The 22645-nt window shown below is 70.4% G+C and carries 20 protein-coding genes and 1 tRNA gene; 10 read left to right on the top strand and 11 right to left on the bottom strand.

Annotated features, from left to right (window positions below):
• The first annotated feature begins 11 nt into the window (after window positions 1-11).
• Genes O7617_RS14500 through O7617_RS14480 form a run of 5 tightly spaced genes read left to right on the top strand, consistent with a single transcriptional unit; the run spans window position 12 to window position 4266 of the window.
• Window positions 12-731, top strand: a complete 720-nt coding sequence (locus O7617_RS14500) for a hypothetical protein (protein WP_282264134.1) — start codon at window positions 12-14, stop codon at window positions 729-731.
• A complete protein-coding gene (locus O7617_RS14495) occupies window positions 728-997 on the top strand; it encodes a hypothetical protein (RefSeq protein ID WP_282264133.1) in 270 nt (89 codons plus the stop codon). The genes O7617_RS14500 and O7617_RS14495 overlap by 4 nt, the downstream gene beginning before the upstream one ends.
• Window positions 997-2796, top strand: a complete 1800-nt coding sequence (locus O7617_RS14490; RefSeq protein ID WP_282264132.1) for a replication initiator — start codon at window positions 997-999, stop codon at window positions 2794-2796. Before O7617_RS14495 ends, O7617_RS14490 begins: the two co-directional genes overlap by 1 nt.
• Window positions 2797-2827: 31 nt before the next feature.
• Window positions 2828-3025, top strand: coding sequence for a helix-turn-helix domain-containing protein (locus O7617_RS14485; RefSeq protein ID WP_282264131.1), 198 nt, complete (start codon window positions 2828-2830; stop codon window positions 3023-3025).
• Window positions 3025-4266 carry a site-specific integrase gene (locus tag O7617_RS14480; protein ID WP_282264129.1) on the top strand — a complete coding sequence of 414 codons (1242 nt, stop codon included), beginning with the start codon at window positions 3025-3027 and terminating at the stop codon, window positions 4264-4266. Before O7617_RS14485 ends, O7617_RS14480 begins: the two co-directional genes overlap by 1 nt.
• Window positions 4267-4339: 73 nt before the next feature.
• Here O7617_RS14480 and O7617_RS14475 read toward each other — a convergent pair.
• Window positions 4340-4416, bottom strand: a tRNA-Thr gene (locus O7617_RS14475).
• Between the two features lie 351 nt (window positions 4417-4767).
• On the opposite strand from O7617_RS14475, the gene ugpC reads away from it, so the two are divergent.
• Window positions 4768-5859, top strand: coding sequence for a sn-glycerol-3-phosphate ABC transporter ATP-binding protein UgpC (gene ugpC / locus O7617_RS14470; RefSeq protein ID WP_282264127.1), 1092 nt, complete (start codon window positions 4768-4770; stop codon window positions 5857-5859).
• A 178-nt stretch (window positions 5860-6037) separates the two neighbouring features.
• Here the strand turns inward: ugpC and rlmB are convergent, their stop codons facing one another.
• Complete coding sequence (gene rlmB, locus O7617_RS14465) at window positions 6038-7168, bottom strand: 23S rRNA (guanosine(2251)-2'-O)-methyltransferase RlmB (RefSeq protein WP_282264125.1); 1131 nt, start codon at window positions 7166-7168, stop codon at window positions 6038-6040.
• Window positions 7168-8583: a cysteine--tRNA ligase gene (gene cysS, locus O7617_RS14460; protein WP_282264124.1), complete on the bottom strand. Its 1416-nt coding sequence runs from the start codon at window positions 8581-8583 to the stop codon at window positions 7168-7170. Before cysS ends, rlmB begins: the two co-directional genes overlap by 1 nt.
• Window positions 8584-9105: 522 nt before the next feature.
• On the opposite strand from cysS, the gene O7617_RS14455 reads away from it, so the two are divergent.
• Both O7617_RS14455 and O7617_RS14450 read left to right on the top strand, forming a co-directional pair.
• On the top strand, window positions 9106-9714 hold the full coding sequence (locus O7617_RS14455) for a helix-turn-helix domain-containing protein (RefSeq protein ID WP_282264739.1): 609 nt from the start codon (window positions 9106-9108) through the stop codon (window positions 9712-9714).
• A 936-nt stretch (window positions 9715-10650) separates the two neighbouring features.
• The gene (locus O7617_RS14450) at window positions 10651-11208 is read left to right on the top strand and encodes a DUF559 domain-containing protein (RefSeq protein WP_282264123.1); all 558 of its coding nucleotides are present in this window, start codon (window positions 10651-10653) and stop codon (window positions 11206-11208) included.
• 200 nt (window positions 11209-11408) lie between these two features.
• Here O7617_RS14450 and O7617_RS14445 read toward each other — a convergent pair whose 3' ends face one another.
• The 3 genes from O7617_RS14445 to O7617_RS14435 form a co-directional block, all read right to left on the bottom strand.
• Window positions 11409-13100: a S8 family serine peptidase gene (locus O7617_RS14445; RefSeq protein ID WP_282264122.1), complete on the bottom strand. Its 1692-nt coding sequence runs from the start codon at window positions 13098-13100 to the stop codon at window positions 11409-11411.
• 97 nt (window positions 13101-13197) lie between these two features.
• Entirely contained in the window at window positions 13198-13896 is a 699-nt protein-coding gene (locus O7617_RS14440) for an HAD family hydrolase (RefSeq protein WP_282264738.1), read from the bottom strand.
• Between the two features lie 83 nt (window positions 13897-13979).
• On the bottom strand, window positions 13980-14945 hold the full coding sequence (locus O7617_RS14435; protein ID WP_282264121.1) for a DMT family transporter: 966 nt from the start codon (window positions 14943-14945) through the stop codon (window positions 13980-13982).
• An 85-nt stretch (window positions 14946-15030) separates the two neighbouring features.
• On the opposite strand from O7617_RS14435, the gene O7617_RS14430 reads away from it, so the two are divergent.
• Window positions 15031-15576 carry a CGNR zinc finger domain-containing protein gene (locus tag O7617_RS14430; protein ID WP_282264119.1) on the top strand — a complete coding sequence of 182 codons (546 nt, stop codon included), beginning with the start codon at window positions 15031-15033 and terminating at the stop codon, window positions 15574-15576.
• Here the strand turns inward: O7617_RS14430 and O7617_RS14425 are convergent.
• The 3 genes from O7617_RS14425 to O7617_RS14415 all read right to left on the bottom strand — a co-directional run bounded on the left by O7617_RS14425 (window position 15543) and on the right by O7617_RS14415 (window position 17275).
• Window positions 15543-16100, bottom strand: coding sequence for a GNAT family N-acetyltransferase (locus tag O7617_RS14425; RefSeq protein WP_282264118.1), 558 nt, complete (start codon window positions 16098-16100; stop codon window positions 15543-15545). The two genes, O7617_RS14430 and O7617_RS14425, sit on opposite strands and share 34 nt — an antisense overlap.
• Window positions 16101-16289: 189 nt before the next feature.
• Window positions 16290-16472: a DUF397 domain-containing protein gene (locus O7617_RS14420; RefSeq protein ID WP_282264116.1), complete on the bottom strand. Its 183-nt coding sequence runs from the start codon at window positions 16470-16472 to the stop codon at window positions 16290-16292.
• Entirely contained in the window at window positions 16463-17275 is an 813-nt protein-coding gene (locus O7617_RS14415) for a helix-turn-helix transcriptional regulator (RefSeq protein WP_282264114.1), read from the bottom strand. Before O7617_RS14415 ends, O7617_RS14420 begins: the two co-directional genes overlap by 10 nt.
• Before the next feature lie 613 nt (window positions 17276-17888).
• On the opposite strand from O7617_RS14415, the gene O7617_RS14410 reads away from it, so the two are divergent.
• The gene (locus O7617_RS14410; protein WP_282264113.1) at window positions 17889-18242 is read left to right on the top strand and encodes a hypothetical protein; all 354 of its coding nucleotides are present in this window, start codon (window positions 17889-17891) and stop codon (window positions 18240-18242) included.
• Here the strand turns inward: O7617_RS14410 and O7617_RS14405 are convergent.
• Both O7617_RS14405 and O7617_RS14400 read right to left on the bottom strand, forming a co-directional pair.
• Complete coding sequence (locus O7617_RS14405; protein WP_282264111.1) at window positions 18187-19596, bottom strand: class II fumarate hydratase; 1410 nt, start codon at window positions 19594-19596, stop codon at window positions 18187-18189. The two genes, O7617_RS14410 and O7617_RS14405, sit on opposite strands and share 56 nt — an antisense overlap.
• A 35-nt stretch (window positions 19597-19631) precedes the next feature.
• Window positions 19632-22613 carry an AfsR/SARP family transcriptional regulator gene (locus tag O7617_RS14400; protein ID WP_282264109.1) on the bottom strand — a complete coding sequence of 994 codons (2982 nt, stop codon included), beginning with the start codon at window positions 22611-22613 and terminating at the stop codon, window positions 19632-19634.
• Between the last annotated feature and the right edge of the window lie 32 nt (window positions 22614-22645).

Genomic DNA, 22645 nt, shown 5'->3' with positions numbered 1-22645 from the left:
GGCGGCGTCCGATGAACCGCGAACCTGCCGGCACTCGCCTTGAGGGCCTGGTCCTGGTCCTCATCCTCATTGCCGTCGGTGGCTCCGCCGGGGCCGCCTCGTTCACTCACGTTCACGACTGGACCATGGCTAACAGCCCGGACAACACCCCGGGATGGTTCGGCTGGGCCAACGCCGTCATCTCCGAACTCGTCCCCATCGCCGCCCTACTCACCATCCGCCGACGCCGCCGGACCGGCGCACCCATCGGGTACCCGATGGTCCTGCTCGTTGCCGCCGCCGGCCTCTCCCTCGCCGCCCAACTCGCCGTTGCCAAACCCGGGCCGTCCGGGTGGCTCCTCTCGGCGGTTCCCGCGCTGGCGTTTATGGCCCTGGTCAAACTCGTCCTCGCCCCCGCACCCACCCCGCAACCCATGGCACCGGCTCCTGAGCCGATGGGGCCGATCCGCGTTCAGGTGGCCGAGCAGGTCACCACCGAGCTGGCACCACCGGCCGCCATCACCCCGGCCCCCGAGCCGACCCCGGCCGTTGAGCCGGAGCCCGTCACCTTGCCGGCCTCGGAGCCGGTCGACGTCCCCGCCCACCTGCTGCCTACCGCCCGTTTCGCGGCCGTGCAACACGAACAAGCCACCGGGCAACCCATCACCCCTGACGAGCTGGCCGACCGCCTCGACGTCAGCACGGTCATCGCCGGGAAGCTCCTCGCCACCATCCCCCGGGGTGCGCGATGACCATCGTCTTGGTCGACATCGAGCAGGTCACCCACACCTGCCCCGCCTACCCCGACGCCCACCCGTTCGACATTCGCCGGACCCTGGTCGACGTCATCCCTGGTGGTCCCTGTCGGGCACCGGTCACCATCCGCTGCGGTGACACCACCGCCCTGATTCCGTGCCGTCGGCACGAACCGGTCAAGCGCCAGTGCAGCGCCTGCCGAGTCATCGTCACCGAACACACCATCACCACCCGCCAACCCACCACTGGGGTTGGCGGCTGATGGCCTCGACGCTGGACCTCACACCCCGCGCTTCGGCCCGGGGTGTGGGCTCGAACGCCGACACCATCCCCACCTACGACTACACCGCCACTGGTTCCGCCTTCACCCGCGCCACCCGCCCGGACTACTTCGGGTGGCTGGAACATGTCCGCGCCGCCGCTGGGTGCACCCGACCCATCCGCCTCGCCGGCAGCCTCCTCACAGTCGAGCAGGGCACCGGTCGGGTGTTGGAGCAGCGGCACACCGACACCATGCCGGATGCGGCGATCTACACCGCCTGCGGCAACCGACGCGCCACCGTCTGCCCCGCCTGCGCTGGCGTCTACCAACGCGACGCCTTCCAACTCCTGCGCGCCGGCCTCATCGGCGGCAAAGGCGTCCCCGAGACGGTTGCCTCCCATCCGGCCGTGTTCGCCACCTTTACCGCGCCCTCGTTCGGGACCGTGCACACCCGGGCGGTCAAGCGGCACACCTGTGGCAACCGCAAACGCTGTGACTGCCGGGCCGAGCCCTGCCACGCCCGCCGCGACACCGGCCTCTGCGTACACGGCCGACCCGCCGTCTGCTGGGCTAGGCACGAGGTTGGGGACCAGGTGCTTGGGCAGCCGTTGTGCCTGGACTGCTACGACCACACCCATCAAGTCGTGTGGAACCTGTTCTCCGGAGAGCTGTGGCACCGCACCAAGCAAGCCGCGGAACGATGGCTCGCCAAACTCGCCCGCCGCCGGGGCATCCCCCGTGTCCACGTCGTCAGCGCCTCCGGGAACATCCGTACCGTCCCACCGGTCCGGCTGTCGCACGGGAAAGTGGCCGAGTTCCAGGCACGCGGAGCAGTGCACTTCCACGCCCTGGTCCGCCTCGACGGCGTCCACCCCGACGACCCCACCGCCGTCATCCCATCACCAGCCGCCTTCACCGTCGCCGACCTCGACGACGCGATCCGCGCCGCCGTCGAACAGGTCGCCTTCACCACCCCGACTCATCCCGACCGGCCCGAAGGCTGGTCGATCGCTTGGGGTGACCCGGGCAAGGGCCTCGACATCCGACCCATCAGCCTGACCGGAGACGGTGAGGTCACTGACAGCATGGTCGCGGGCTACCTTGCCAAGTACGCCACTAAGAGCACCGAGGTAACCGGGCACCGCTCCGTCAGGCTCGACGCCGACAGCATCGGCGACTACGCCGACCCCGACGGCGACCACACCGCCCGCCTCATCAACGCCTGCTGGCACACCGGCCGCCCCACCACCACCCCGCTTCCACTCTTGGAACGGCCCCGGGACCACCGGCCCACACCCGGCTATGTGAAGCCCTGGGAGTGCCCCGACTGCGGCACCCACACCCGCTACGCCGCCTGCCCCGTCTGCGTCGCCGCGCGTCAAGCCGCCCTTGACACCCAACCGGCCAGCAGACCACAGGCCACCAACCCTTACGCCCGGCTGCGCCGCTGGGCGCACATGCTCGGCTTCGGCGGCCACTTCCTCACCAAAGCCCGCCGATACTCCGTCACCTTCCAACTCCTGCGCGACACCCGCGTCACCTACCGACGCCACGAGCACGAGCACCAGGCCGACGAGCAACCCGGCACCCTCCGCGCCGTCGACCATCTCGACGAAGACGACACAACGCTCATCGTCGGCACCCTCACCTTCGCCGGCGTCGGCTGGCACACCACCGGAGACGCACTCCTCGCCAACACCGCCGCCGCCATGGCACGCGAACGACGAACTACCGGCCGCGAAGAACTCGCCCACGAACTCGGCACCACCCCGGCCGGCACCGCACCGGTTGCCGCTTGACCCGACCACGCCACACGAGGAAGGCCAACCGATGGACGCCCCCACTCCGATTACTCCTCGCGTGCTGCGTGTGGAGGAAGCCGCCCAAGCGCTCGGCATCGGTCGTTCGCTCGTCTACGACCTGATCCGCTCCGGTCGCCTCCGCTCCTTCAAGGTCGGAAGCCGCCGGCTCATCCCGTCCGTCGCCATCGACGAAGTCATCGCCACGCTCACGGAAGAAGCTGCCTGATGTCCAGAGAGACCAAGCCACGCCAGTCCGCCGCCCGTCGCAATCCCAACGGTGAAGGCTCGATCTACCAGCGGTCTAGCGACGGCCGTTGGGTCGGGCAGGCTTATGTGCTCACCACCGACGGCACCCGTAAGCGCAAGTTCGTCTACGGCGCGACCTGGGAAGAAGCACACAGCAAGCTCGTCGACTTGAAGTCCCGCTCGCAGCGCGGCATCCCCGTTCCCGACCGTGCTTGGAAGTTGGCGGACTACCTGCCCTATTGGCTGTCCGCGTACGTGAGCGATCTCAAGCGCACCACCGCTCGGGGGTATGAAAGCGCGGTGCGGCTGCACATCGTTCCGGCCCTCGGCACCAAGCGCCTTGATGGGTTGCAGGTCCAGCACGTCAAGGCGTTCATGGACGAGTTCCGCCGCAAGTGCCTCTGTTGCACTAACGGCCTCGACAAGATCCGACCGGTTGAACGCCGCTGCTGCTCAGTTGGCCGCTGCTGCCAGCACTACCCCAGCGCCCGCCAGATCCAATTCGTGCACGCCGTGCTCCGCAACGCGCTTCAACACGCCATGCGGGAAGAGTTGGTGTCGCGCAACGTCGCCAAGCTGGTTCGCATCCCGTCGCCTCGCTACAAGGTCGGCAAAGGGCTCTCCGTGGACCAGGTACGAAAAATCTTGGATACCGCTACGGGTCACCGACTCCATGCGCTCTACGTCGTGGCGGCGACCATGGGCCTTCGTCGAGGTGAGCTGGTCGGCCTCCGTTGGTCGGATCTCGACTTGAATGAGGGCACGCTACGCGTGCAGCAGACCGTGCAGCGGGTCGCCGGGCAGCTCCACGTCCAGGACGCCAAGACCGAAGACTCGGAGGCGGTGTTGCCGCTCCCCGAGGTCACCTGGCTCACTCTCCTCGAACACCAGGAACGGCAACAGACCGAGCGATCCACCCTCGCCGAGGTGTGGGAGGACCACGATCTCGTGTTTCCCTCGGAACGGGGCACTCCGATGGAGCCCACCAACCTCAGCCGTTCGTTCGCCCGGCTTCGGGAAACCGCCGGCCTGCCTGGTGTTCGCCTACATGATCTGCGACACACCGTCGTATCGCTGCTGATGGGGTTGGGCGTCCCGCCGCACGTCGTACAGGCCATCGCTCGGCACGCCGACGTGAAGATCACGCTCAAGGTCTACGCTCACGCCAACCTCGACGCGATGCGTCAGGCGCTCGGCAAGCTCGACGGGAAGCTCTCGTGAGGGCCGTTGCTGTCAGCGTTGCTGTCAACCGGTCGACTTGTGGCAGTGCCGATCGGGAAAAGCCTTGTAGATATGGAGCCCCCGGCCGGGATCGAACCGGCGACATCTCGCTTACAAGGCGAGTGCTCTGGCCAGCTGAGCTACAGGGGCGCGTGTGTCGAGGTCAGCATAGCGAGTGACTTCCGGATATCCCGCTCGCGAGGCCTCCCGAGCACGGGAAACGTCAACAACCCGACGCCGGAACGTCTTCACGCCGCCCGGCGACGCGTCGATTGATGTCCGACCGTGCCGGAGTGACCGGAATGCGTAGCCGGGCCGCCGTCGTTCGATGCTCCCTCACCTTGGCAGCACGGGGAAACACGTTTACGGTTCATGACACGGACGACGACCCGGCGCCCTCGCGACCGAGCCGCCGTCCGTTGACCGGCGCGGATACGTGCCGGTCGCTCCTTCACTCGGATCGTCCGGCACGTTCCTGCCGGTGAAAGGAAGCGCTTCACCATGGCTACGGTCACCTATTCCAAGGCTTCCCGGGTCTACCCGGGCCAAGAGCGTCCCGCCGTCAACGAGCTGGACCTCGAAATCGGCGACGGCGAGTTCCTCGTCCTGGTCGGCCCCTCCGGTTGCGGTAAGTCCACCAGCCTGCGGATGCTCGCCGGCCTGGAGGACGTGGACGCCGGCTCGATCTACATCGACCAGCGCGACGTCACCCACCTGCCCCCGAAGGCCCGCGACATCGCGATGGTCTTCCAGAACTACGCGCTCTACCCGCACATGACCGTGTACGAGAACATGGCGTTCGCCCTCAAGCTGCGCAAGACCTCCAAGTCGGAGATCGACCGGCGGGTCAAGGAGGCGGCCGGGCTGCTCCAGTTGGAGGAGTACCTCAGCCGTAAGCCGAAGGCGCTCTCCGGTGGTCAGCGTCAGCGTGTCGCGATGGGCCGGGCGATCGTCCGCGAGCCGCAGGTCTTCCTTATGGACGAGCCGCTGTCGAACCTCGACGCCAAGCTGCGCGTGCAGACCCGTACCCAGATCGCGTCCCTGCAGGCCAAGCTGGGTGTCACCACGGTCTACGTCACGCACGACCAGGTCGAGGCCATGACCATGGGTCACCGGGTCGCGGTGCTGCTCGACGGTGTGCTGCAGCAGGTGGACACCCCGCGGGCGCTCTACGACACCCCGGCCAACGTGTTCGTCGCCGGCTTCATGGGCTCGCCCGCCATGAACATCAAGACCGTTCCGCTGAACGAGAAGGGCGCCGAGTTCGCGGAGATGTACATTCCGCTGACCCGGGAGCAGGTCGAGGCGGCCCGCGCCGAGGGTGGCGACGGCAAGGTCACCGTGGGCTTCCGCCCGGAGGACTGCGAGCTGGTCAGCCCCACCGAGGGCGGCATGCCGGTCGTGGTCGAGCTGGTCGAGGACCTCGGCTCGGACGCCAACGTCTACGGTCACGCCGCGCTCGGCGGCAACTCGGAGCGCTTCGTCGTCCGCACCGACCGGCGCAACATGCCGAACATGGGAGACACCGTGTTCGTCAAGCCGACCGCCGGTCGCAGCCACGTCTTCCACGCCTCCACCGGCCACCGGATCTGACGTAACGCCGCACCGACAGGGGGCGGTCCGCTTCGGCGGGCCGCCCCCTTCGTCGTACCGGCGAGGGGTTGTCAGACCCTGGAGCCATTCCTGGGGTGGCCCGAGCCGGGGGCGGCACTGTTCGTCGCGTGGACCCACCAGATCCAGCCCCTCCCGCACGGGAGGGGCTGGACCTGGTCTACAGCTCGACGGAACGCCGCCGGGCGACCTCGGCCAGGGCGACCGCCGCCGCCACGCTGGCGTTGAGCGACTCGACCTCGGAGATCATCGGGATGCCGACGGTCAGGTCGCAGGTCTCGCCGACCAGGCGGGAAAGACCACGGCCCTCGGAACCGACCACCACCACCAGCGGCCCGACCGCGGCCTCCAGGTCGTACAGGTCGGTGTCGCCGTCGGCGTCCAGGCCGACGACCATGAAGCCGGCGTCCCGGCACGCCTTCAACGACCGGGTCAGGTTGGTCACCTGCGCCACGGGCACCCGCGCGGCCGCGCCGGCACTGGTCCGCCAGGCGGTCGCGGTGATCCCGGCAGCACGCCGCTCGGGTACGAAGACACCCTGCGCGCCGAACGCGGCGGCCGACCGGATCACGGCACCCAGGTTGCGCGGGTCGGTGACACCGTCGAGCGCGACCAGCAGCGGGGCCTGCTGCTCCAGGGAAGCGGCGACCATGTCCTCGAACGGCTGGTACGCGAAGGGCGGCACCTGCAACCCGACGCCCTGGTGCAGCACCCCGCCGGTCATCCGGTCCAGCTCGGCCCGGCTGATCTCCAGGTTGGCGATGCCCCGGTCGGCGGCGGTCCGGATGATCTCCTTGGTCCGCTCGTCCATGTCGATGCCCTGGGCCGTGTAGAGCGCCGTCGCCGGCACCTGGGCGCGCAGCGCCTCCAGCACCGGGTTACGCCCGACCAACAGCTCCGGGCTGTCCTTCGACGGGTTGGACTTGCGCCCCGGGGTGACCCGGGGGCCGGAGCGCGCGGTGGGCTTGCCACCCCGACCGCCGGTCGCACCCCGACCGACCGGTACGCCCCGACCGCCGCCCTTGCCCCAGGTGGTGTCCTTGCTGCCCGGCTGACCGATCTTCGGGGCGCGCCCCTCCTCGGCCGCCGCCCGGCGCTCCTTCTCCTGCTTCCAGGCGGTGCGCTGGGGCAGCTTCTCGGTGCCCGAGTAGCCCTTGTGCCAGGGGCGCTCGTCGGCGGGCAGGGTGCGGCCCCGCCCGGCCAGCGAGTCCTTGTTCTTGCCGCCGGAGCCCTTGGGGGCGCCTGCCTTCGACGTCAGTCGCCGGCCACGGCGCTGCGAGTTGCCGGCCATCAGTCCTGCTCTCCAATAGTCCAACGGGGGCCCTGGGGGGTGTCCTCGACCGCCACGCCGGCCAGCTTGAGCTGGTCACGTACCGCGTCGGCGGCGGCCCAGTCCTTGCGGCCCCGGGCCTGTGCGCGCTGCTCCAGAGCCAGCGCGATCAGGGAGTCCACCACGGCACGGAGATCATTCGATCGGCCGCCACCGGTCCAGGCCGGGTCCAGGGGGTCGATACCGAGGATATCCAGCATCGCTCGCACCGCGGCCAGGGTGGTGCGGACAGTCACATCGTCGCCGGCGGTCAACGCGGTGTTGCCGTCCCGCAGGTGCTGTTGCAGAACGGCCAGCGCGGCGGACGTGTTGAGGTCGTCGTCCATCGCCGCCACGAACCCGGCCGGTAGCTCGCCGAGCTGCCCGGCGCCGACCCGCTCCGCCGCCCGCTGCACGAAACCCTCGATCCGGCGGTACGCGGTGGCCGACTCGCGCAGCGACTCCTCCGAGTAGTCGATCACCGAGCGGTAGTGCGCGGCGGCGTAGTAGTAGCGCAGCTCCACCGGCCGCACGCCCAGCGAGTCGACGTACGCCAGGCCCAACGCGTTGCCCGCGGACTTGCCCATCTTGGCCCCGCCGATGCTGAGCAGGCCGTGGTGCACCCAGTAGCGGGCGAACGGCAGCCCGGCGGCGTTGGACTGGGCGATCTCGTTCTCGTGGTGGGGGAACGTCAGGTCCAGCCCACCGCCGTGGATGTCGAACTCCGGGCCGAGATACCGCCAGCACATCGCCGAGCACTCGATGTGCCAGCCCGGACGACCCAACCCCCACGGCGACGGCCAGTACGCGTCCGCCGGCTCGTCCGGTTTGGCCCCCTTCCAGAGCGCGAAGTCACGCGGGTCCCGTTTGCCCCGGTCAGGCGCGTCCCCGGCCGACTGCATCGCGTCCGGTGACTGACCCGACAGCGACCCGTACGCCGGCCAGGAAGCCACGTCGAAGTAGACGTCACCGGACCCGTCGGTGGCCGGGTACGCGTGCCCGTCGGCGATCAACTTCGTGATCAGCTCGTGCATCTCCGGGATGTGCCCGGTGGCGCGCGGCTCGTAGGTGGGCGGCAGCACGTTCAACGACCGGTACGACTCGGCGAGGAGCAACTCGTTCGCGTACGCGATCGACCAGAACGGTCGCCCCTGGTCCCCGGCCTTGACGAGGATCTTGTCGTCGATGTCGGTCAGGTTGCGGATGAAGGTGACCTGGTAGCCGGCGGCCGACAGCCAGCGACGCAGCACGTCATAGTTGACGCCCGAGCGAAGGTGACCGATGTGCGGCGGGGCCTGAAGAGTGAGACCACACAGGTAGACCCCCACCTTGCCGGCTTCCCGCGGGACGAAGTCCCGCACCGATCGGGTGGCGGTGTCATACAGGCGTAGCGTCACCGTACAAGGGTAGCTGTCCGTGCCTGTCCGAGTCCGCCGGTGCCGGGTCGTACGCTGCCAGGCGTGGATGCGACCGCACGCTCCGGTGACACTCCCGCCGACCCCGGCGCCCCCGCCGCCGGGCTCCTGAGCCCGGCCGACGGGGTAACGGCGCAGGCCGACGGCGTCGGGGCGCGGCGGGATGCCGACGCCGACGTTGCTGCGGGGCGGCCCGGCGGTCTCGCGGGGCGAAGCGACGGCGGCACGGGGCGGGCCGACGCCGACGTTGCTGCGGGGCGGCCCGGCGGTCTCGCGGGGCGGCCCGACGGCGGCACGGGGCGGGCCGACGCCGACGTTGCTGCGGCGCGGCCCGGCGGTCTCGCGGGGCGAACCGACGGCGGCACGGGGCGGGCCGACGCCGACGTTGCTGCGGCGCGGCCCGGCGGTCTCGCGGGGCGAACCGACGGTCTCGCGGGGCGAACCGACGGTCTCGCGGGGCGAACCGACGGCGTCGCGGGGCGGGCCGGGGAGGCGTCGCAGACCCTGGACCGGGGGTTGCGGTTGCTGCACCTGGTCGCGGACGCCTCGGCTGGTCTGACCGTCACCGAGGCCGCGCACCGACTCGACATCGGGCGGGCAGCCGTCTACCGACTGGTCAGCCCGCTGGTCGGGCACGGCATGCTGCGTCGGGACGCCGACGGCCGACTGCGCCTCGGCGCCGGCCTGTTGCACCTGGCCCGACGCGCCCAGCCGTTGCTCGCCGAGGGCGCGCTGCCCGCGCTGCGACGCCTCGCCGAGCAGGCCGGTGCGACCGCGCACCTGACGGTGGTCGAGGCCGGCGAGGGTGTCGCGCTGGCCGTGGTCGAGCCGAGCTGGACGTCGTTCCACGTCGCGTACCGGGCCGGAGCACGGCATCCGCTGGATCGAGGGGCGGCGGGCCGGGCCATCCTGGCCGGTCGAGCCGGACTGGCCGACCCGGTGAGCAGCAGCGGAGAGCTGCAGTCCGGGGCGTACGGGGTGGCCGCGCCGGTGCTCGGCGTACCCGGCCTGGAGGCCAGCGTCGGGGTGGTCGCCCTCGCCCCGCTGGACGTCGACGAGATCGGCCCTCAGGTGCTGGCCGCCGCCAGGTCCGTCGCCGCCACCCTGACCTGACCCCGAAGCCAGTCACCCCCGACCGCCGCCTTCGAGCTGACCCGAGGCCAGTCACCGTCGCACCCACCTGCGGCTTGATCAACTCGGGTTCACGGATGTCGCGGTATCGCGCTGCCGTTGATGGCCCGACTTCCGGAAACGCGAGTGGATCAACCTCCGAGCCCGCCCGGTGACGGACCCCGATCGGCCACAACGCGGGACGCGTCATACCACGACCAGCGGGCGGAATCCCGGTCGTCCACAGGGTTGGGCGGCCGTCCCGGGGCGGTTATCCACAGGGGTTTCGGCGCCCGGTCGGCAGTCGGCAGGCTACTCCGCATGCCACCTCGTCCGCACCGCCCCGATGCCCTGAACTGGCAGGTCTTCCGTGGCTCCGACGCCGTCCGAGAGGGCCTGCTCACCGAACACCAGCTGCGCAGCGCCGCCTGGGTGCGGCTGCGCCACGACATCTACGCCGACGCACGGCTCGACCGGGACCACGCCCTGGCCTGTCGCGCCGCGCTGCTCCGGCTTCCGCCCGGGGTGACCGTCGGAGGCCCGTCAGCCGCGTACCTGCTCGGTGTCGAACACGCCGCGGCCTTCACCGACGACGTACACGTTCTCGTGCCGCGATCGCCTCGAATCGGGCCACAGCGCGGCCTCCGCGTGCACGTCAACGCCATCACCTCACTGCCCGACAGCGGGGCGCCAGAGCGAGTCGGGCAATCACCGTCCCTCCGCCGTCCACCCGGCCCTAGGCATACGACAGGCCCCGGGCGTCCACCGGCCGCAGGCCGGCCACCGGGCGGCATGACGACCAGACCAGGAGGCATGCCATCCACCAGACCTGACGGCACGACCGCCAGACCAGGAGACACGGCGACCAGGCCCAATGCCTTGACGGGCGGACCAGAGGCCAGGACATTCAGACCGGGCGACAGCCGGATGACGGCCTTGATGCCCCGTCTCAGCAGTCACCCGGGTGGCCTGATCCCCCGTTCCGACCCCGAGCGGGCAGCCTGGGAAACGGCCGTCTGGCTTGACCCGCTCCGCGCCATCGCCATCGTCGACTCGCTGCTCGGCCAGGGGTTGACCGATCGAGACACGCTGGCAGTCATGGCCGACCGCAATGCCGACCGGCCGGGTGGGCGGCGGGCGCGGTGGCTCTTCGACCTGGCTGACGGCGGAGCCCAGTCTCCGCCTGAGTCCCACCTGCGCGTGCGTCTCGTACTGGGCGGGCTGCCGCGCCCGGTCGTCCAGCATCCGATACGCCTGCCCAACGGCGTGGTCCTGCACCCCGACCTGGCGTGGCCGGAATATCGGGTAGCGGTCGAGTACGACGGGCGTTGGCACTCCGACGCAGAGCAGCTGCACCGCGACCGCCGCAGACTGAACCTGCTGGTCGGCGCGGGTTGGCTGGTATTGCACGTGACGAGTCGACGGCTGCACGGCGAGTTTCCGGCAGTGCTCCGCGAGGTGCGTACCGCGCTGGCCAGCCGAGGCTGGCGACGGTGACTACCCCAACCTGCTCGGCCTTGGTCGACTCGGATTCCTGCAAAGCGCGGTGTCAACGCACATGGGATAGCACGGTTTTCAGGAACCCGAGTGAATCAAGACGGGTCGGGCCGATCAAGCTTCACGGATCGCGCCGGCAACCGCTCGGAACGGCAACGGGCCCGGTCGACGGTGGTCGACCGGGCCACGTTGAATGGTGCTTACGGGCGGGCGTTCGGCTTGAGCGGGGTCTTCACCGCCGCGTAGGCGTCGACGATCCCGTAGCCGTAGAAGCCGTTGAAGTTGACCCCACCGGCGCAGTACGCGTCGTAGGTCTCGTCGCGGCCCTCGTTGCGGTACTGCTGCAACCGCGGCTCCGGGCAGGCGTGCTCGGCGGCCGTGCGGTAAAGGTGCTGCTCGACCAGGTCCGGCGACATGCCGAAGCCGGAGCGGCCCTGCGTCTTGCCGTACCGGCTGACGATCAGCGCGGCGACACCGGCGGCGTGCGGGGACGCCATCGAGGTGCCCTGGAGGTAGGTGTAGTAGCCGCACTCACCATTGGCCTTGCACTGCTTGAAGACCGACTCCTCGAAACCGGCGACGATGTTGCCGTCGGCATCGACGGAGCCCTCCTCCTGAAGCACGTGCTTCGGGTACGAGGAGAGGATCATGTTGGCGTCGGTGCGGAACGTGTCGGTGCCGAAGCCGTCCCGGAACCAGCCGCCGGGAGCGGCGACCGAGATCTGCTCGGTGCCGTAGTTGGAGAAGTCCGACTTCTTGCCGGACGGGCCGACCGACGACACACCGATCACGTGCGGGCCTTCGGTGGGCAGGTCCCAGCAGCTCTCGTTGTCGATGGGCCGCGGGTACGGGTCGGCGCCGTAGTCCGGGCTGGTGGTGTCGGTGCGCGGCGCGCCCAGGTCTTCGTTGTTGTTGCCGAGCGCACCGACCAGGGTGACGCCCTTGTTGTGGGCGAAGACCAGCGCCCGCTTCATCGCCTTGATGATGGCGCGCTGCTCGGCCTGGTCCTCCGGCGAGTCGGCGGGGTTGGCCGTGCAGTTGTAGAGCCACGGGTCGACGTAGAACGACATGTTGACCACGTCGATGCCGGACCGGCCGGCGTGCAGGAGGGCGTTGACGACCGGCTCAAGGAAGAAGTAGCCGGAGTCCTGGCCACCCTTGAGTTCGACGAGCGAGACGTTCGGGGCGACACCGGAGAGGCCGAACCCGTTGGCGGCGGCGCCGATGGTGCCGGCCACGTGGGTGCCGTGCCCACCGTCGTCGGTGCCCACCGGGTCGAGGCAGCTCGGCACCTCGCAGGGGCCGTCCACATCGGTCAGGTCGGGTGCGAAGTTGCGCGACAGCGCCCAGTTGAAGTTCGGCGCGATGTCCGGGTTGCTGGCGTCGACGCCGGTGTCGAGCACGCCGACGGTCACCCGACGGTCGCCCGGCTCGATCTTGCGGGCCTGGTCGGCCCGGAGCATCGCCAGACCCCAGAGCTTGTCGTCGAGCGGGTCGAGCTTGGTGCCCTTGCGGGCGGCGGCACCAGCGGCAGCGGCCCCGGCGGCTGCCGTCAGGTGCTCCTGCTCGACGCGGTCCAGCTTGGGCTTGCGGCCGATGGCCTTCTGCTCGGCGGCGCCGATCAGCGTCGGCGCGGCGGTCGCCTTGGCCGCGAAGTCGGCCCGGTCGCTGGTGACCTGGAACATGCCGACCTCGTCGGACCGCGACACCACAGTGCCGCCGGCCGCGCGGATCGCGGCTACCGCCGTCTCGGCGGCGACACCGTCCTCGGCGACGACGGTGAAGGTGCGGGACGAGCTCGGTGCGGCGCTGGCCGGCACACCCAGCCCCGCAGCCGTCAGTGCCAACACTGCCGCGGTCGCGACAGCACCGGCGGTGAAGCGCTTGCTCACCACATCGGAACTTCTCGTTGAGGGACGTGGCTGCCATCACACAACACCCGGCAGCTTTGCGCCAGCTGAACGCCCGTTATGGCGGCGAATCTCTGCTTCATCTGGCTGGATCGCCGGGGAGCGTGAGCTCTGCCAGCACCGCTGGCAAAGCTGCCACGGTGGACACCTCCGCGTCGGGTACGACCCCGCGGGGGCGAGGTAGGCCGGCCCGGTTCAACCACACCGAGCGCAGGCCGGCCCGCCGGGGCGCCACGACGTCGTGCTCCCACGAGTCACCGACGTACACGATCTGCCCGGCCGGCACCCCCGCCGCCTTGACGACCGCGGCGAAGAACTCCTGGGCAGGCTTCTTGGGCAGGCCGTTCTCGTGCGCGTACACCTCGAAGGCGAACTCGCCGGAAAGCCCGCACCGTTCGGCGCGGCTGTTGCCGTTGGTGGCGAAGCCCAGCGTGTAGCTGTCGCGGAGCACGGCGAGCGTCGGCGGCACGTCCGGGAACGGCCTGGTGAGGGCGAACCGGCGGGCGAAGAAGAGGTCAGCGAACTCGTCCAGGTGGTCGCCCAGCCCGGCGCGGGCCAGCGACCGGGCCAGTGCGGCGCGGCGGATCTCCAGCACCGGGGCGGCCGCCAGCTCACCGAAGACAGCACCCCAGTCCGATTCCAGCTCGGCGAGCGTCACCTCGGTCGCGGCCGGGGTGCGTCGGCGCATCTCGTCGAGGACGGCGACCAGGCCGCCGGTCACGGCCGGCCGCAGGTCGAGCAGGGTTTCGTCGGCGTCGAACACCACGGCGGTCAGCACGACACCCACTGTGTCACCGAGGAAGAGCGCCAGCACCCCCACCAACGTTGCAGCAGGCACCAGGCCGCCAAGGGCCCAAACACCTACCGACCGTCGAGCGCGAGTGCGGGCTCGGGTGAGACCGGCGTGGGCTCCGCTGGCGATCCGCGCAGTTCGTCGAGGCGTACCAGCGCGACCCCGGCGACGATCAACGCGCCGCCGAAGAGCTGCCAGCCGGTGGGCAGCTCGTTCAGGAAGAGCCAGGCGATCAGCACCGCGAAGAGCACCTCGGTCAGCCCGACGAACGACGACAGCCGGGGGCCGAGGATACGGGTGCCGGCGATCCCGGCGAGGTACGCGATGACGGCGGCCACCAGCGACAGCCCGGCGATGGGCAACAGCCAACTGGTGGCCTGTCTGGCGAAGGTGACCTCACCGAAGGTGGCGTGCAGTGGCAGCAGCCCGGTGAGGCCGACGAGGAGCAGCACGGCGGCGCCGACTGCCATTCCGCCGCTGGCCATGGCGACCGAGGGCAGCCGTGGGTCGACGCGGCCGGCGAGGACGAAATAGCCGGCCAGGCCGAATGCGGCACCCAGACCCCAGAGCACGCCCACCGGGTGGAAGTCCGCGGTGCCGGCGAGGTCGAGGACGAACGCCAGCCCGACCAGGGCGGCCACCGATCCGGCCACGGTGAGCCGGCGGGGTCGTTGCCCGTGTCGCACCCACATCCAGCCCACGACGAGGATGATGCCCAGGTATTCGAGCAGCAGCGCGACACCGACGGGCAGGTAGCGCACGGCGTTGAAGAAACAGACCTGGGCCAGGGCCACCCCGAGGAGCCCGAACATCCCGATCGCCGTAGCGTTGCTGCGTAACACGGCCCACCTGCCCCGCAGGGACAACAGGGCAGGGATCGCCAGCACGAGGGCGGCCACGCCGACCCGGGCGATCACCGCCGATTCGGCCGACCAGCCGGCCTCGATGAGTGATCGCGCGAAGGTGCCGGAGGTGGCGAAGGTGACGGCGGAGAGCAGCGCCAACGCGGCGCCGGCAGCGGGTCGTGAGTGCATGTCGCGCTCCTCGGGACGGCACCGTGTCATGAGCAAACTATCCTTGTACTGATGACGCTAGGCGTCCGCCCTGACAGGAGTCAAGATGCTATTTGCTCATGACACCGAATGTTCGCTGATCGCCACCGCCGCGCTGGTCAACACAGCGGGTCGGGACGGCGAGTTGTTGCCCGACGTCGCCGCGCTGGACGCGTTCTTCGTCCGCCACTCCTACAGCGGACGGCACGAGCACACCGACGCCGAGTTGAACGCCGTGAAGGACCTGCGACCCCAACTGCGCCGTATCTGGCACGCCGAGCCGCCCGAGATCGTCGCGCTGATCAACGGCCTGCTACTGGAGCACAAGGCGTTGCCGCAGCTCATCGAGCACGACGACGAGCCGTACCACCTGCACGCCGTGCCCCGCGACGCACCGCTCGCGACCCGGATCGCGGTGGAGGCGGCGATGGCCATGGCGGACCTGGTCCGTGCGCGTGAGCTGAGCCGGTTGCGCATCTGCGAGTACCCGGACTGCGACAACGTCGTCGTCGACCTGTCCCGCAACCGGTCGCGGCGGTTCTGCGAGGCCGGCTGCGGCAACCGGGCCGCCGTGACCGCCTACCGCGCCCGCCGAGCCGCCGGCCGCTCCTGAACCACCTCGTACTCCACCTCGCCGTGCTCGGTGCCCGGGATCGGGTCGTCCCACTGCAGGTGGAACGTGCGCACGTGACGCAGCCCGGCCTTCGCCATCACCCGCCGGGAACGTTCGTTGACCGCCATCGTCTCGGCCCAGACCCGACGCACCCCGACGGTGTCGAAGGCGTACCGGACCAGCGCCCGCGACCCCTCGGTGGCCAACCCCCGCCCCCACGCCGAGCGGCGCAACCGGTAGCCCAACTCGGCCTCGGCCCCGTCCGCCGACGGGTCGAGCGCGAACCACCCCAGGAAGTCGCCGGACTCCCGATCGAGCGCCGCCCAACGCCCCAGCCCGGGATGCCGCTCGTACTGGGCCAGCAACCTCGGCAACTGCTCGTCCCGGACCGCCGCCGGTGACGTCGCCACCCCGCCGGTGAGGAACCGCATCACCTCGGGGTCGCCGTCCAGCTCGACCAGCGCGTCCACGTCGCCCATCGTCAACCGCCGGAACCGCAGCCGCTCCGTTCCTGCAGGTACCACCAGGTCACCACCACGCACGACCGGATCATTCCGCCGCGCCCTCCCACCGTCGAGCCGTTTACCGCCGCGCGCCCGCAAGATCCGCGCAACATCGGCGAAACTGCTGCCTCCGGCGCCGCCGAAGCAGCAACATCGGCGAAGTTGCGCGCGGCGGCAACCCCGATCGCCGCCGCGGGCGAGCCAGTCGCGTCAGCGCGGAGGCGCGACCACGAAGAGCCGCCAGGAGTACGCGTCGACAACGAGCACGGGTCCGTCCGGGTCCTTGCTGTCTCGCACCCCGACCACGCCCCCGAGGTTCGTAGCCACCTCGACACACTGGTCGTTCGAACCACTCCGGCTGCTCTTGCGCCACCGGGCCTCGATCAACTCCACGTCTCCGCCACCTCCCTCAGCAACTCGATCGACTCCTGCGGAGGCAACGCCTGCCCGAGAGTCGCTTCCCAGGTCCACTGTAGACGCAACAGATCCGCAGGCTGGTCGAGTTCCTGGCCGCCGATCTGGCCACCAAGGTAGGCGAGGTCGCTGTGATCGGCCACCGTAGCGAGGATGAAGGGTCCGTTCAGGCCCGGGTACTCCTCGGCAGAGCGCGGCACGACGTGCAGTTGAACTCGTGGGTGCTCGGTCGCCAAGCGTGCCAGGTGCAGAGCCTGCTCACACATCACCTTCCGACCCCCGACGCACCGCCGCAACACCGACTCATCGAGCACAGCGACCAGGTGCGGCGGGCGGTCCCCGTGGAGAACCCGCTGACTCTCCATCCGGTCAGTCAACCGGCGCTCCACCTCTTCGGCGTCGAGCAGCCGGTCCGACTCGAAGACCGCGCGAGCGTATGCCTCGGTTTGCAACAGCCCGGGAACGTGCAGCGGGTCGAACCACCGGAGGGCACGCGCCTCCGCGAGGATCGCTCGCCAGCCGCGTAGCCAGACCTGAGCTTTGTCCAGGCTTACCAGTTCAGTCGACATGCGGCCGAAGAGGCCGCCGGTGTCCAGGGCTCGGTCGACCAGTTCCAGGTACTTCACGGTGGGCGGCTGCTGGCCCAACTCGACGGCGCTGACCTTCGACGCCGAGTAGTTGACCGCCTTCGCCAACTCGTCCTGACTCCAACCCCGCCGGACCCGCGCCCGACGCAGCTCCGCGATCAGGAACGCCGCCGCCGTCATCTGCCCATCGGCCATGCCAGCCGCCCTCCACCCCGCCGACGATTGATTCCAGCCGGTCGCCAACGGTGTCACCACCGAACACAGGGCGGCTGTGACGACGCAACCAAACCCTTCCGACCGTAGTCGTCCGATCACCAGACTGTGAAGTGCGGCACCGCTCCCCGTCCCCCGGGATCCCGGCGGTCCGCACGGGACCGCCCGCTCCCCCGTGCCGGGCGGTCCCACCCCAGACGACCCATCCAAAGCCGACCCTGCCCAGACCCCCCCCCCACTCAGAACCCGCCCCGCCCAGAACCCCCCACTCAGAACCCGCCCCGCCCAGAACCCGCCCCGCCCGGACGCGAGATTGATGCCGCAAACGATTCAGCTCCAAAGCGTCCGCACAGGACATCCCCGACCACCCAAGCGACCGAGCGGCCGAGCGGCCGACCGGCCGACCGGCAGAGCGGCAGAGCGGCCGAGCGACCGAGCGACCGAGCGACCGAGCGGCCGACCGACCGAGCGGCCGAGCGGCCGACCGACCGAGCGGCCGACCGGCCGAACAAGATCGCGCTGGCGCAGCCCAACCCAACGCAGCCCAGCCCGGGGTGATGCCACAAACGAGTCAGCTCGAAAGGACGGCAACACCATGTCCTGGACCGCCCTGGACGACCGAGCGACGACGCCACGCCGACCCCACCTGCCGCTGCGCCCGCTCTGGCTCTGCCGGGTCTGCGCCGCGCCCTGGCCGTGCCCGGTGGCCCGGCTCACCCTCTGTCAGGAGTACGCCGACGACCGGATCGCGTTGAGCGTCTACCTGTGCGCGGTCCTGCACGATGCGGCTGCCGACCTGTACCGGCTCAACCCGCACGACGGCCCGGACCCCGCGGCGCTCTTCACCCGCTTCCTGGGCTGGACGAAACCATGCGGCGACCGCCTCGAGCAGGTCAGGGGTGGGTCATCCGAAGCAGGTCCAGCGTCTCGTCCAACTGGGTCTCGGTGAGCTTGCCCGAGTCGACGTGCCCCCGGGAGAGCACCACCTCGCGGATCGAGGTCTGCTTGGCCAGCGCCTCCTTGGCGATCGAGGCCGCCTCGTCGTACCCCAGGTAGCGGTTGAGCGGGGTGACGATCGACGGTGAGCCCTCGGCGTACGCCAGACAGACCTCGGCGTCCGCGACCAGGCCGACCACCAGCCGATCGGCGAACAGTCGGCTCACCGCGGACAGCAAGCGGATCGACTCCAGCAGGTTGCGGCCCATCACCGGGAGCATCACGTTCAGCTCGAAGTCGCCCTGCGAGCCGGCGAAGCCGACTGTCGCGTCGTTGCCGACCACCTGGGCGCAGACCTGCCGCATCGCCTCCGCGACGACCGGGTTGACCTTGCCGGGCATGATCGACGAGCCGGGCTGGAGGTCGGGGATACGCAGCTCGCGGAGACCGGCCCGGGGGCCGGAACCCATCCACCGGATGTCGTTCGCGATCTTGTAGAGGCCGACGGCCAGGGTCCGCAGTTGGCCTGAGGTCTCCACCAGCGCGTCGCGCGCGCCCTGCGCCTCGAAGTGGTTGCGTGCCTCGGACAACGGCAACCCGGTCGACTCACGCAGCTTCTCGATCACCGCGGCGGCGAAGCCGAGCGGGGTGTTGATTCCGGTGCCGACGGCGGTGCCGCCCAGCGGCAGCTCGGCCAGTCGGGGCAGCGAGCCCTCCAGGCGTTCGACGCCGTAGCGGACCTGGGCGGCGTACCCGCCGAACTCCTGGCCCAGGGTGACCGGCGTGGCGTCCATCAGGTGCGTGCGACCGGCCTTGACCACCGTCTCGAACTCCGCCGCCTTTGCGTCCAACGTGGCGGCGAGGTGGTTCAGCGACGGCAGCAGGTCCTCCACGATGAACTGGGTGGCGGCCAGGTGGATCGAGGACGGGAAGACGTCGTTGCTGGACTGCGAGGCGTTGACGTGGTCGTTCGGGTGCACCGGCGAGCCCAACTCCCGGCTGGCCAGGGTGGCGATCACCTCGTTGGTGTTCATGTTCGACGACGTTCCCGAGCCGGTCTGGAAGACGTCGACCGGGAACTGGTCGTCGTAACCACCGTCGGCGACGTGCGCGGCGGCGGCGGTGATCGCGGCGGCCACGTTCGCGTCGATCACGCCGAGCTCGCCGTTGACCTCGGCCGCCGCACCCTTGATCTGCGCGAGGGCCTTGATCTGGGCCGGCTCGATGCCTCGGCCGGAGATCGGGAAGTTCTGCACCGCACGCTGGGTCTGCGCCCGCCACAGCGCCTCGGCGGGCACCTCCACCTCGCCCATCGAGTCACGTTCGATGCGGTAACCGGTCGCCTCTGGAGTCGTCACGCATACCATCCTGCCGCGCCGATGGCCGACTCGCAGATGATCCGTCAGCCCAACTCGGCCAGCAGCCGTTCCGCCTCGTGTCGATCCGGCACGTCGATCTGGCGGTACAGGGACAGCGCCCGGGTCAGGTGGGCGCGAGCTGCCGCCGGGTCGGTCGTCCGCAGGCAGCGGGCGATGCCCTCCAGTGCCCGGCCCTGCTCGTAGCGTGCACCAAGGCCGGAAGCGTCGACCAGCACCCGACGATGCAGGTCGAGGGCGCTCGTCACGTCTCCCTGCTCCAGGATCGCCCGGGCCAGGAGGTTACGGGAGGCGCACTGGCCGACCCGATCGCCGGCATCGACCATCGCCACCAACGCCTCCCGGTGCAGTGCGGCGGCATGATCCGGCCGTCCGGCGTTGCGCTCCAGCACAGCGATCTCGTTGATCACCTCCCCCTCGCCGAAGCGATTACCATCGCGTCGTTTGAGGTACAGCGCGGTCCGCAGCAGACGGCGAGCAGGACCGAGATCCCCCATCCGGTGCCGCACCATCGCGAGGTGCCCCATCGCATTGTTGATCTGCCGGAAGTCCTTCGTCTGCCGGGCCAACTGCAGGTGCAACCGAGTCAGGCGCAGCGCGTCGTCGTACCGGCCTGCACCGATCAACGCGTAGGACAGGTTGTTCAACAGGTTGGTCAGCGCGTGAGCGTCGGCTGGAACCCGGACCAGACCGAGTGCCTCGTCGAACTTCGCCTCGGCCTGCCGGAGGTCACCGTTCGCCGCGTAGGAGATACCCAGGTTCCACAGCGTGGTGAGTACGTCGCTGCGCAGCCCGAGCTGACGGCGCAACCTGAGCGCCACCTCCATCGTCCTGATCGCCTCCGGGAAACGGGCCAGCCGGAAGTACGCCGAGGAGAGGTAGTTGAGCATGGTGGCGACCGCCGCCTCGTCGCCCAGCCGTCGGGCGACCCGAAGCCCGATCGTGTGGGTCTCGATCAGCTCGTCCAGGTGCCCGCCGTCGAAGTTGAGCCGCCAGCAGGCCCGCGCCAACTGCCAGCACTCGACCGGGAAGTCCTCCTCCTCGGCCACGCGGACCAGGGCGGTGAGGCCGGGGTGGTTCTCCTCGAACCACGCGCGCTCCCTGGCCACCGGCACGCCCAGCAGGTCGGGTCGGCCGGGCGTACGCACCGGAAGGTTGGGGCGGCTGCCGGCCGCCTCGATCGACCGGGCGATCGCCAGCGCGACGGACAGGTGATGATCCAGCAGCCGATCCACCGCGGCTCGACGCTCGGCCTGCCGCTCCGGGGGTACGAGCAGCAGCCGGGCGTAGTCGCGGAGGAGGTCGTGTAACCGGAACCTGCCCGGCGGCGCCTCTTCCACCAGGTGCGCGTCGACCAACTCGTCCAGCACGTCCTGCGCGTCGGCCAGCGGCAGGTCGGCGAGGGCGGCGGCCACCTGGACGTCCAGGTGGCCACCCGGATGGAGGCCGAGCAGCGCGAACATCCGCTGCGCCGACGGTGAGACCTGCGCGTACGACAGGGCGAACGCCTGCCCCACCGAACGTTCGCCGGCGGTCAGCTCGGCCAGCGGGCCCGCCCCGGTGACCAGCCGCTCGACCAGGTCGGCGACCCGCCAGCGCGGCCGGTGCGCCAACCGAGCACCGGCCAACCGGATGGCGAGGGGAAGGTGGCCGCAGCGACGCGCCACCTCGGCCGCGGCCTCCGGTTCCGCGGCGACCCTCTCCACACCGGCCACCCGACCGAGCAACTCGATCGCCTCGTCGGGGTCGAGGACCGGCAACGACGTCGGCCGGCCCTCGTCGAGCCCGACCAACCGGTGACGGCTGGTGACCAGGACCAGGCAGTGCGAGCCGTTGGGCAGCAGGGGCTCCACCTGGTCAGCGGTCGCCGCGTTGTCCAGCACCACCAGGGCACGCAGGCCGGCCAGCTCCGTCCGCCAGAACGCCAACCGGTCGTCCGGGTTCTCCGGCAACCGCTCCGGCGGCACGCCGAGCTGACGCAGCAGGGTCGCCGCGGCGGTGGCCGGCGTCAACGGTCGGCGTTCGCTGTGCCCGTGCAGGTCGATGAAGAGCTGCGCGTCGGGATAGCGGTCGACGAGTGCGGTGGCGACGTGCACGGCGAGCGCGGTCTTGCCGCTGCCGGGCATCCCGTCGACCAGTTGGATGCGACTGCCGTCCTCCTCGATCTGTTTGACCAGACGGGCCACCGTCTCCTGCCGGCCGACGAAGTCACCGATCGCCCGGGGCAGCGCACGGATCGGGCCGACGGGTCGGGCCTCCCGGCCGGCCAGAGCCAGGTCGCCGGCGAGCACCCGCTGGTGCATCTCCTGCAACGCGGCGCCCGGTTCGATGCCCAGCTCGTCGGCGTAGAGACGACGGCCCTCCCGGTAGACCGCGAGTGCGTCGGCCTGCCGCCCGACCGAGGAGAGCGCCAGCATCAGTTGACCGCGTAGACGCTCCCGAAGCGGATGCCGGTCGACGCTCTCGGCCAGCTCCCCGATCAGCTCGGTGGCCCGCCCGAGGCGCAGCTCGACGTCGACGCACTCCTCCAGGGCGTTGAGGCGCTGCTCGTCAAGTGCCTGCGCGCGACGACGGACGCTGCTGCTCGGGATGCCGCCGAGCGCCGGACCTCGCCACAGTGCCAGGGCGGCGCGGAACTCCGTACCCGCTTCGGCCAGGCGACCGGCCGCGACGGCGGCACGGGCGGCCTCCACACCTCGGGCGAACACCTGAGCGTCCAGGTCAGCCGGTGCGGTGCGGATGCCGTAGCCGGCCGGGTCGGTGACGATGAGCTCAGGCGCCAGCCCGAGTTCGGTGAACCGGCGGCGCAGCCGCGACACACAGGTCTGCAACTGGGCTCTGGCGGTGGCCGGAGGGCGCTCCTCCCACACCGCGTCGACCAGTTCGTCGACCGGTACCAGCCGGCCGAAGCGCAACAGCAGCATGGCGAGCACGATCCGGTCGCGCCCCGCGGTGACGGTGGACTCGCCACCGCCGACGCGCAGGGGTCCCAGGATCCCGAACCGCATGTGCTCTCCCGCATCAGTGATGCAACTTCCAG

This window comes from Micromonospora sp. WMMD1155 (genome assembly GCF_029581275.1).
GTDB lineage: Bacteria > Actinomycetota > Actinomycetes > Mycobacteriales > Micromonosporaceae > Micromonospora.
Note: the sequence above shows the minus strand (reverse complement) of the source record. Positions and strands in the feature narration are given on the sequence as shown.

Bases quoted from the DNA above. Each gene is read 5' to 3' on its own strand.
- O7617_RS14485 (WP_282264131.1), top strand. From the start codon at position 2,828: ATGGACGCCCCCACTCCGATTACTCCTCGCGTGCTGCGTGTGGAGGAA.
- ugpC (WP_282264127.1), top strand. From the start codon at position 4,768: ATGGCTACGGTCACCTATTCCAAGGCTTCCCGGGTCTACCCGGGCCAA.
- O7617_RS14490 (WP_282264132.1), top strand. From the start codon at position 997: ATGGCCTCGACGCTGGACCTCACACCCCGCGCTTCGGCCCGGGGTGTG.
- O7617_RS14405 (WP_282264111.1), bottom strand. From the start codon at position 19,596: ATGGTATGCGTGACGACTCCAGAGGCGACCGGTTACCGCATCGAACGT.
- O7617_RS14400 (WP_282264109.1), bottom strand. From the start codon at position 22,613: ATGCGGTTCGGGATCCTGGGACCCCTGCGCGTCGGCGGTGGCGAGTCC.
- O7617_RS14500 (WP_282264134.1), top strand. From the start codon at position 12: ATGAACCGCGAACCTGCCGGCACTCGCCTTGAGGGCCTGGTCCTGGTC.
- O7617_RS14430 (WP_282264119.1), top strand. From the start codon at position 15,031: ATGCTATTTGCTCATGACACCGAATGTTCGCTGATCGCCACCGCCGCG.
- O7617_RS14410 (WP_282264113.1), top strand. From the start codon at position 17,889: ATGTCCTGGACCGCCCTGGACGACCGAGCGACGACGCCACGCCGACCC.
- O7617_RS14480 (WP_282264129.1), top strand. From the start codon at position 3,025: ATGTCCAGAGAGACCAAGCCACGCCAGTCCGCCGCCCGTCGCAATCCC.
- O7617_RS14450 (WP_282264123.1), top strand. From the start codon at position 10,651: ATGCCCCGTCTCAGCAGTCACCCGGGTGGCCTGATCCCCCGTTCCGAC.
- O7617_RS14495 (WP_282264133.1), top strand. From the start codon at position 728: ATGACCATCGTCTTGGTCGACATCGAGCAGGTCACCCACACCTGCCCC.
- rlmB (WP_282264125.1), bottom strand. From the start codon at position 7,168: ATGGCCGGCAACTCGCAGCGCCGTGGCCGGCGACTGACGTCGAAGGCA.
- O7617_RS14415 (WP_282264114.1), bottom strand. From the start codon at position 17,275: ATGGCCGATGGGCAGATGACGGCGGCGGCGTTCCTGATCGCGGAGCTG.
- O7617_RS14435 (WP_282264121.1), bottom strand. From the start codon at position 14,945: ATGCACTCACGACCCGCTGCCGGCGCCGCGTTGGCGCTGCTCTCCGCC.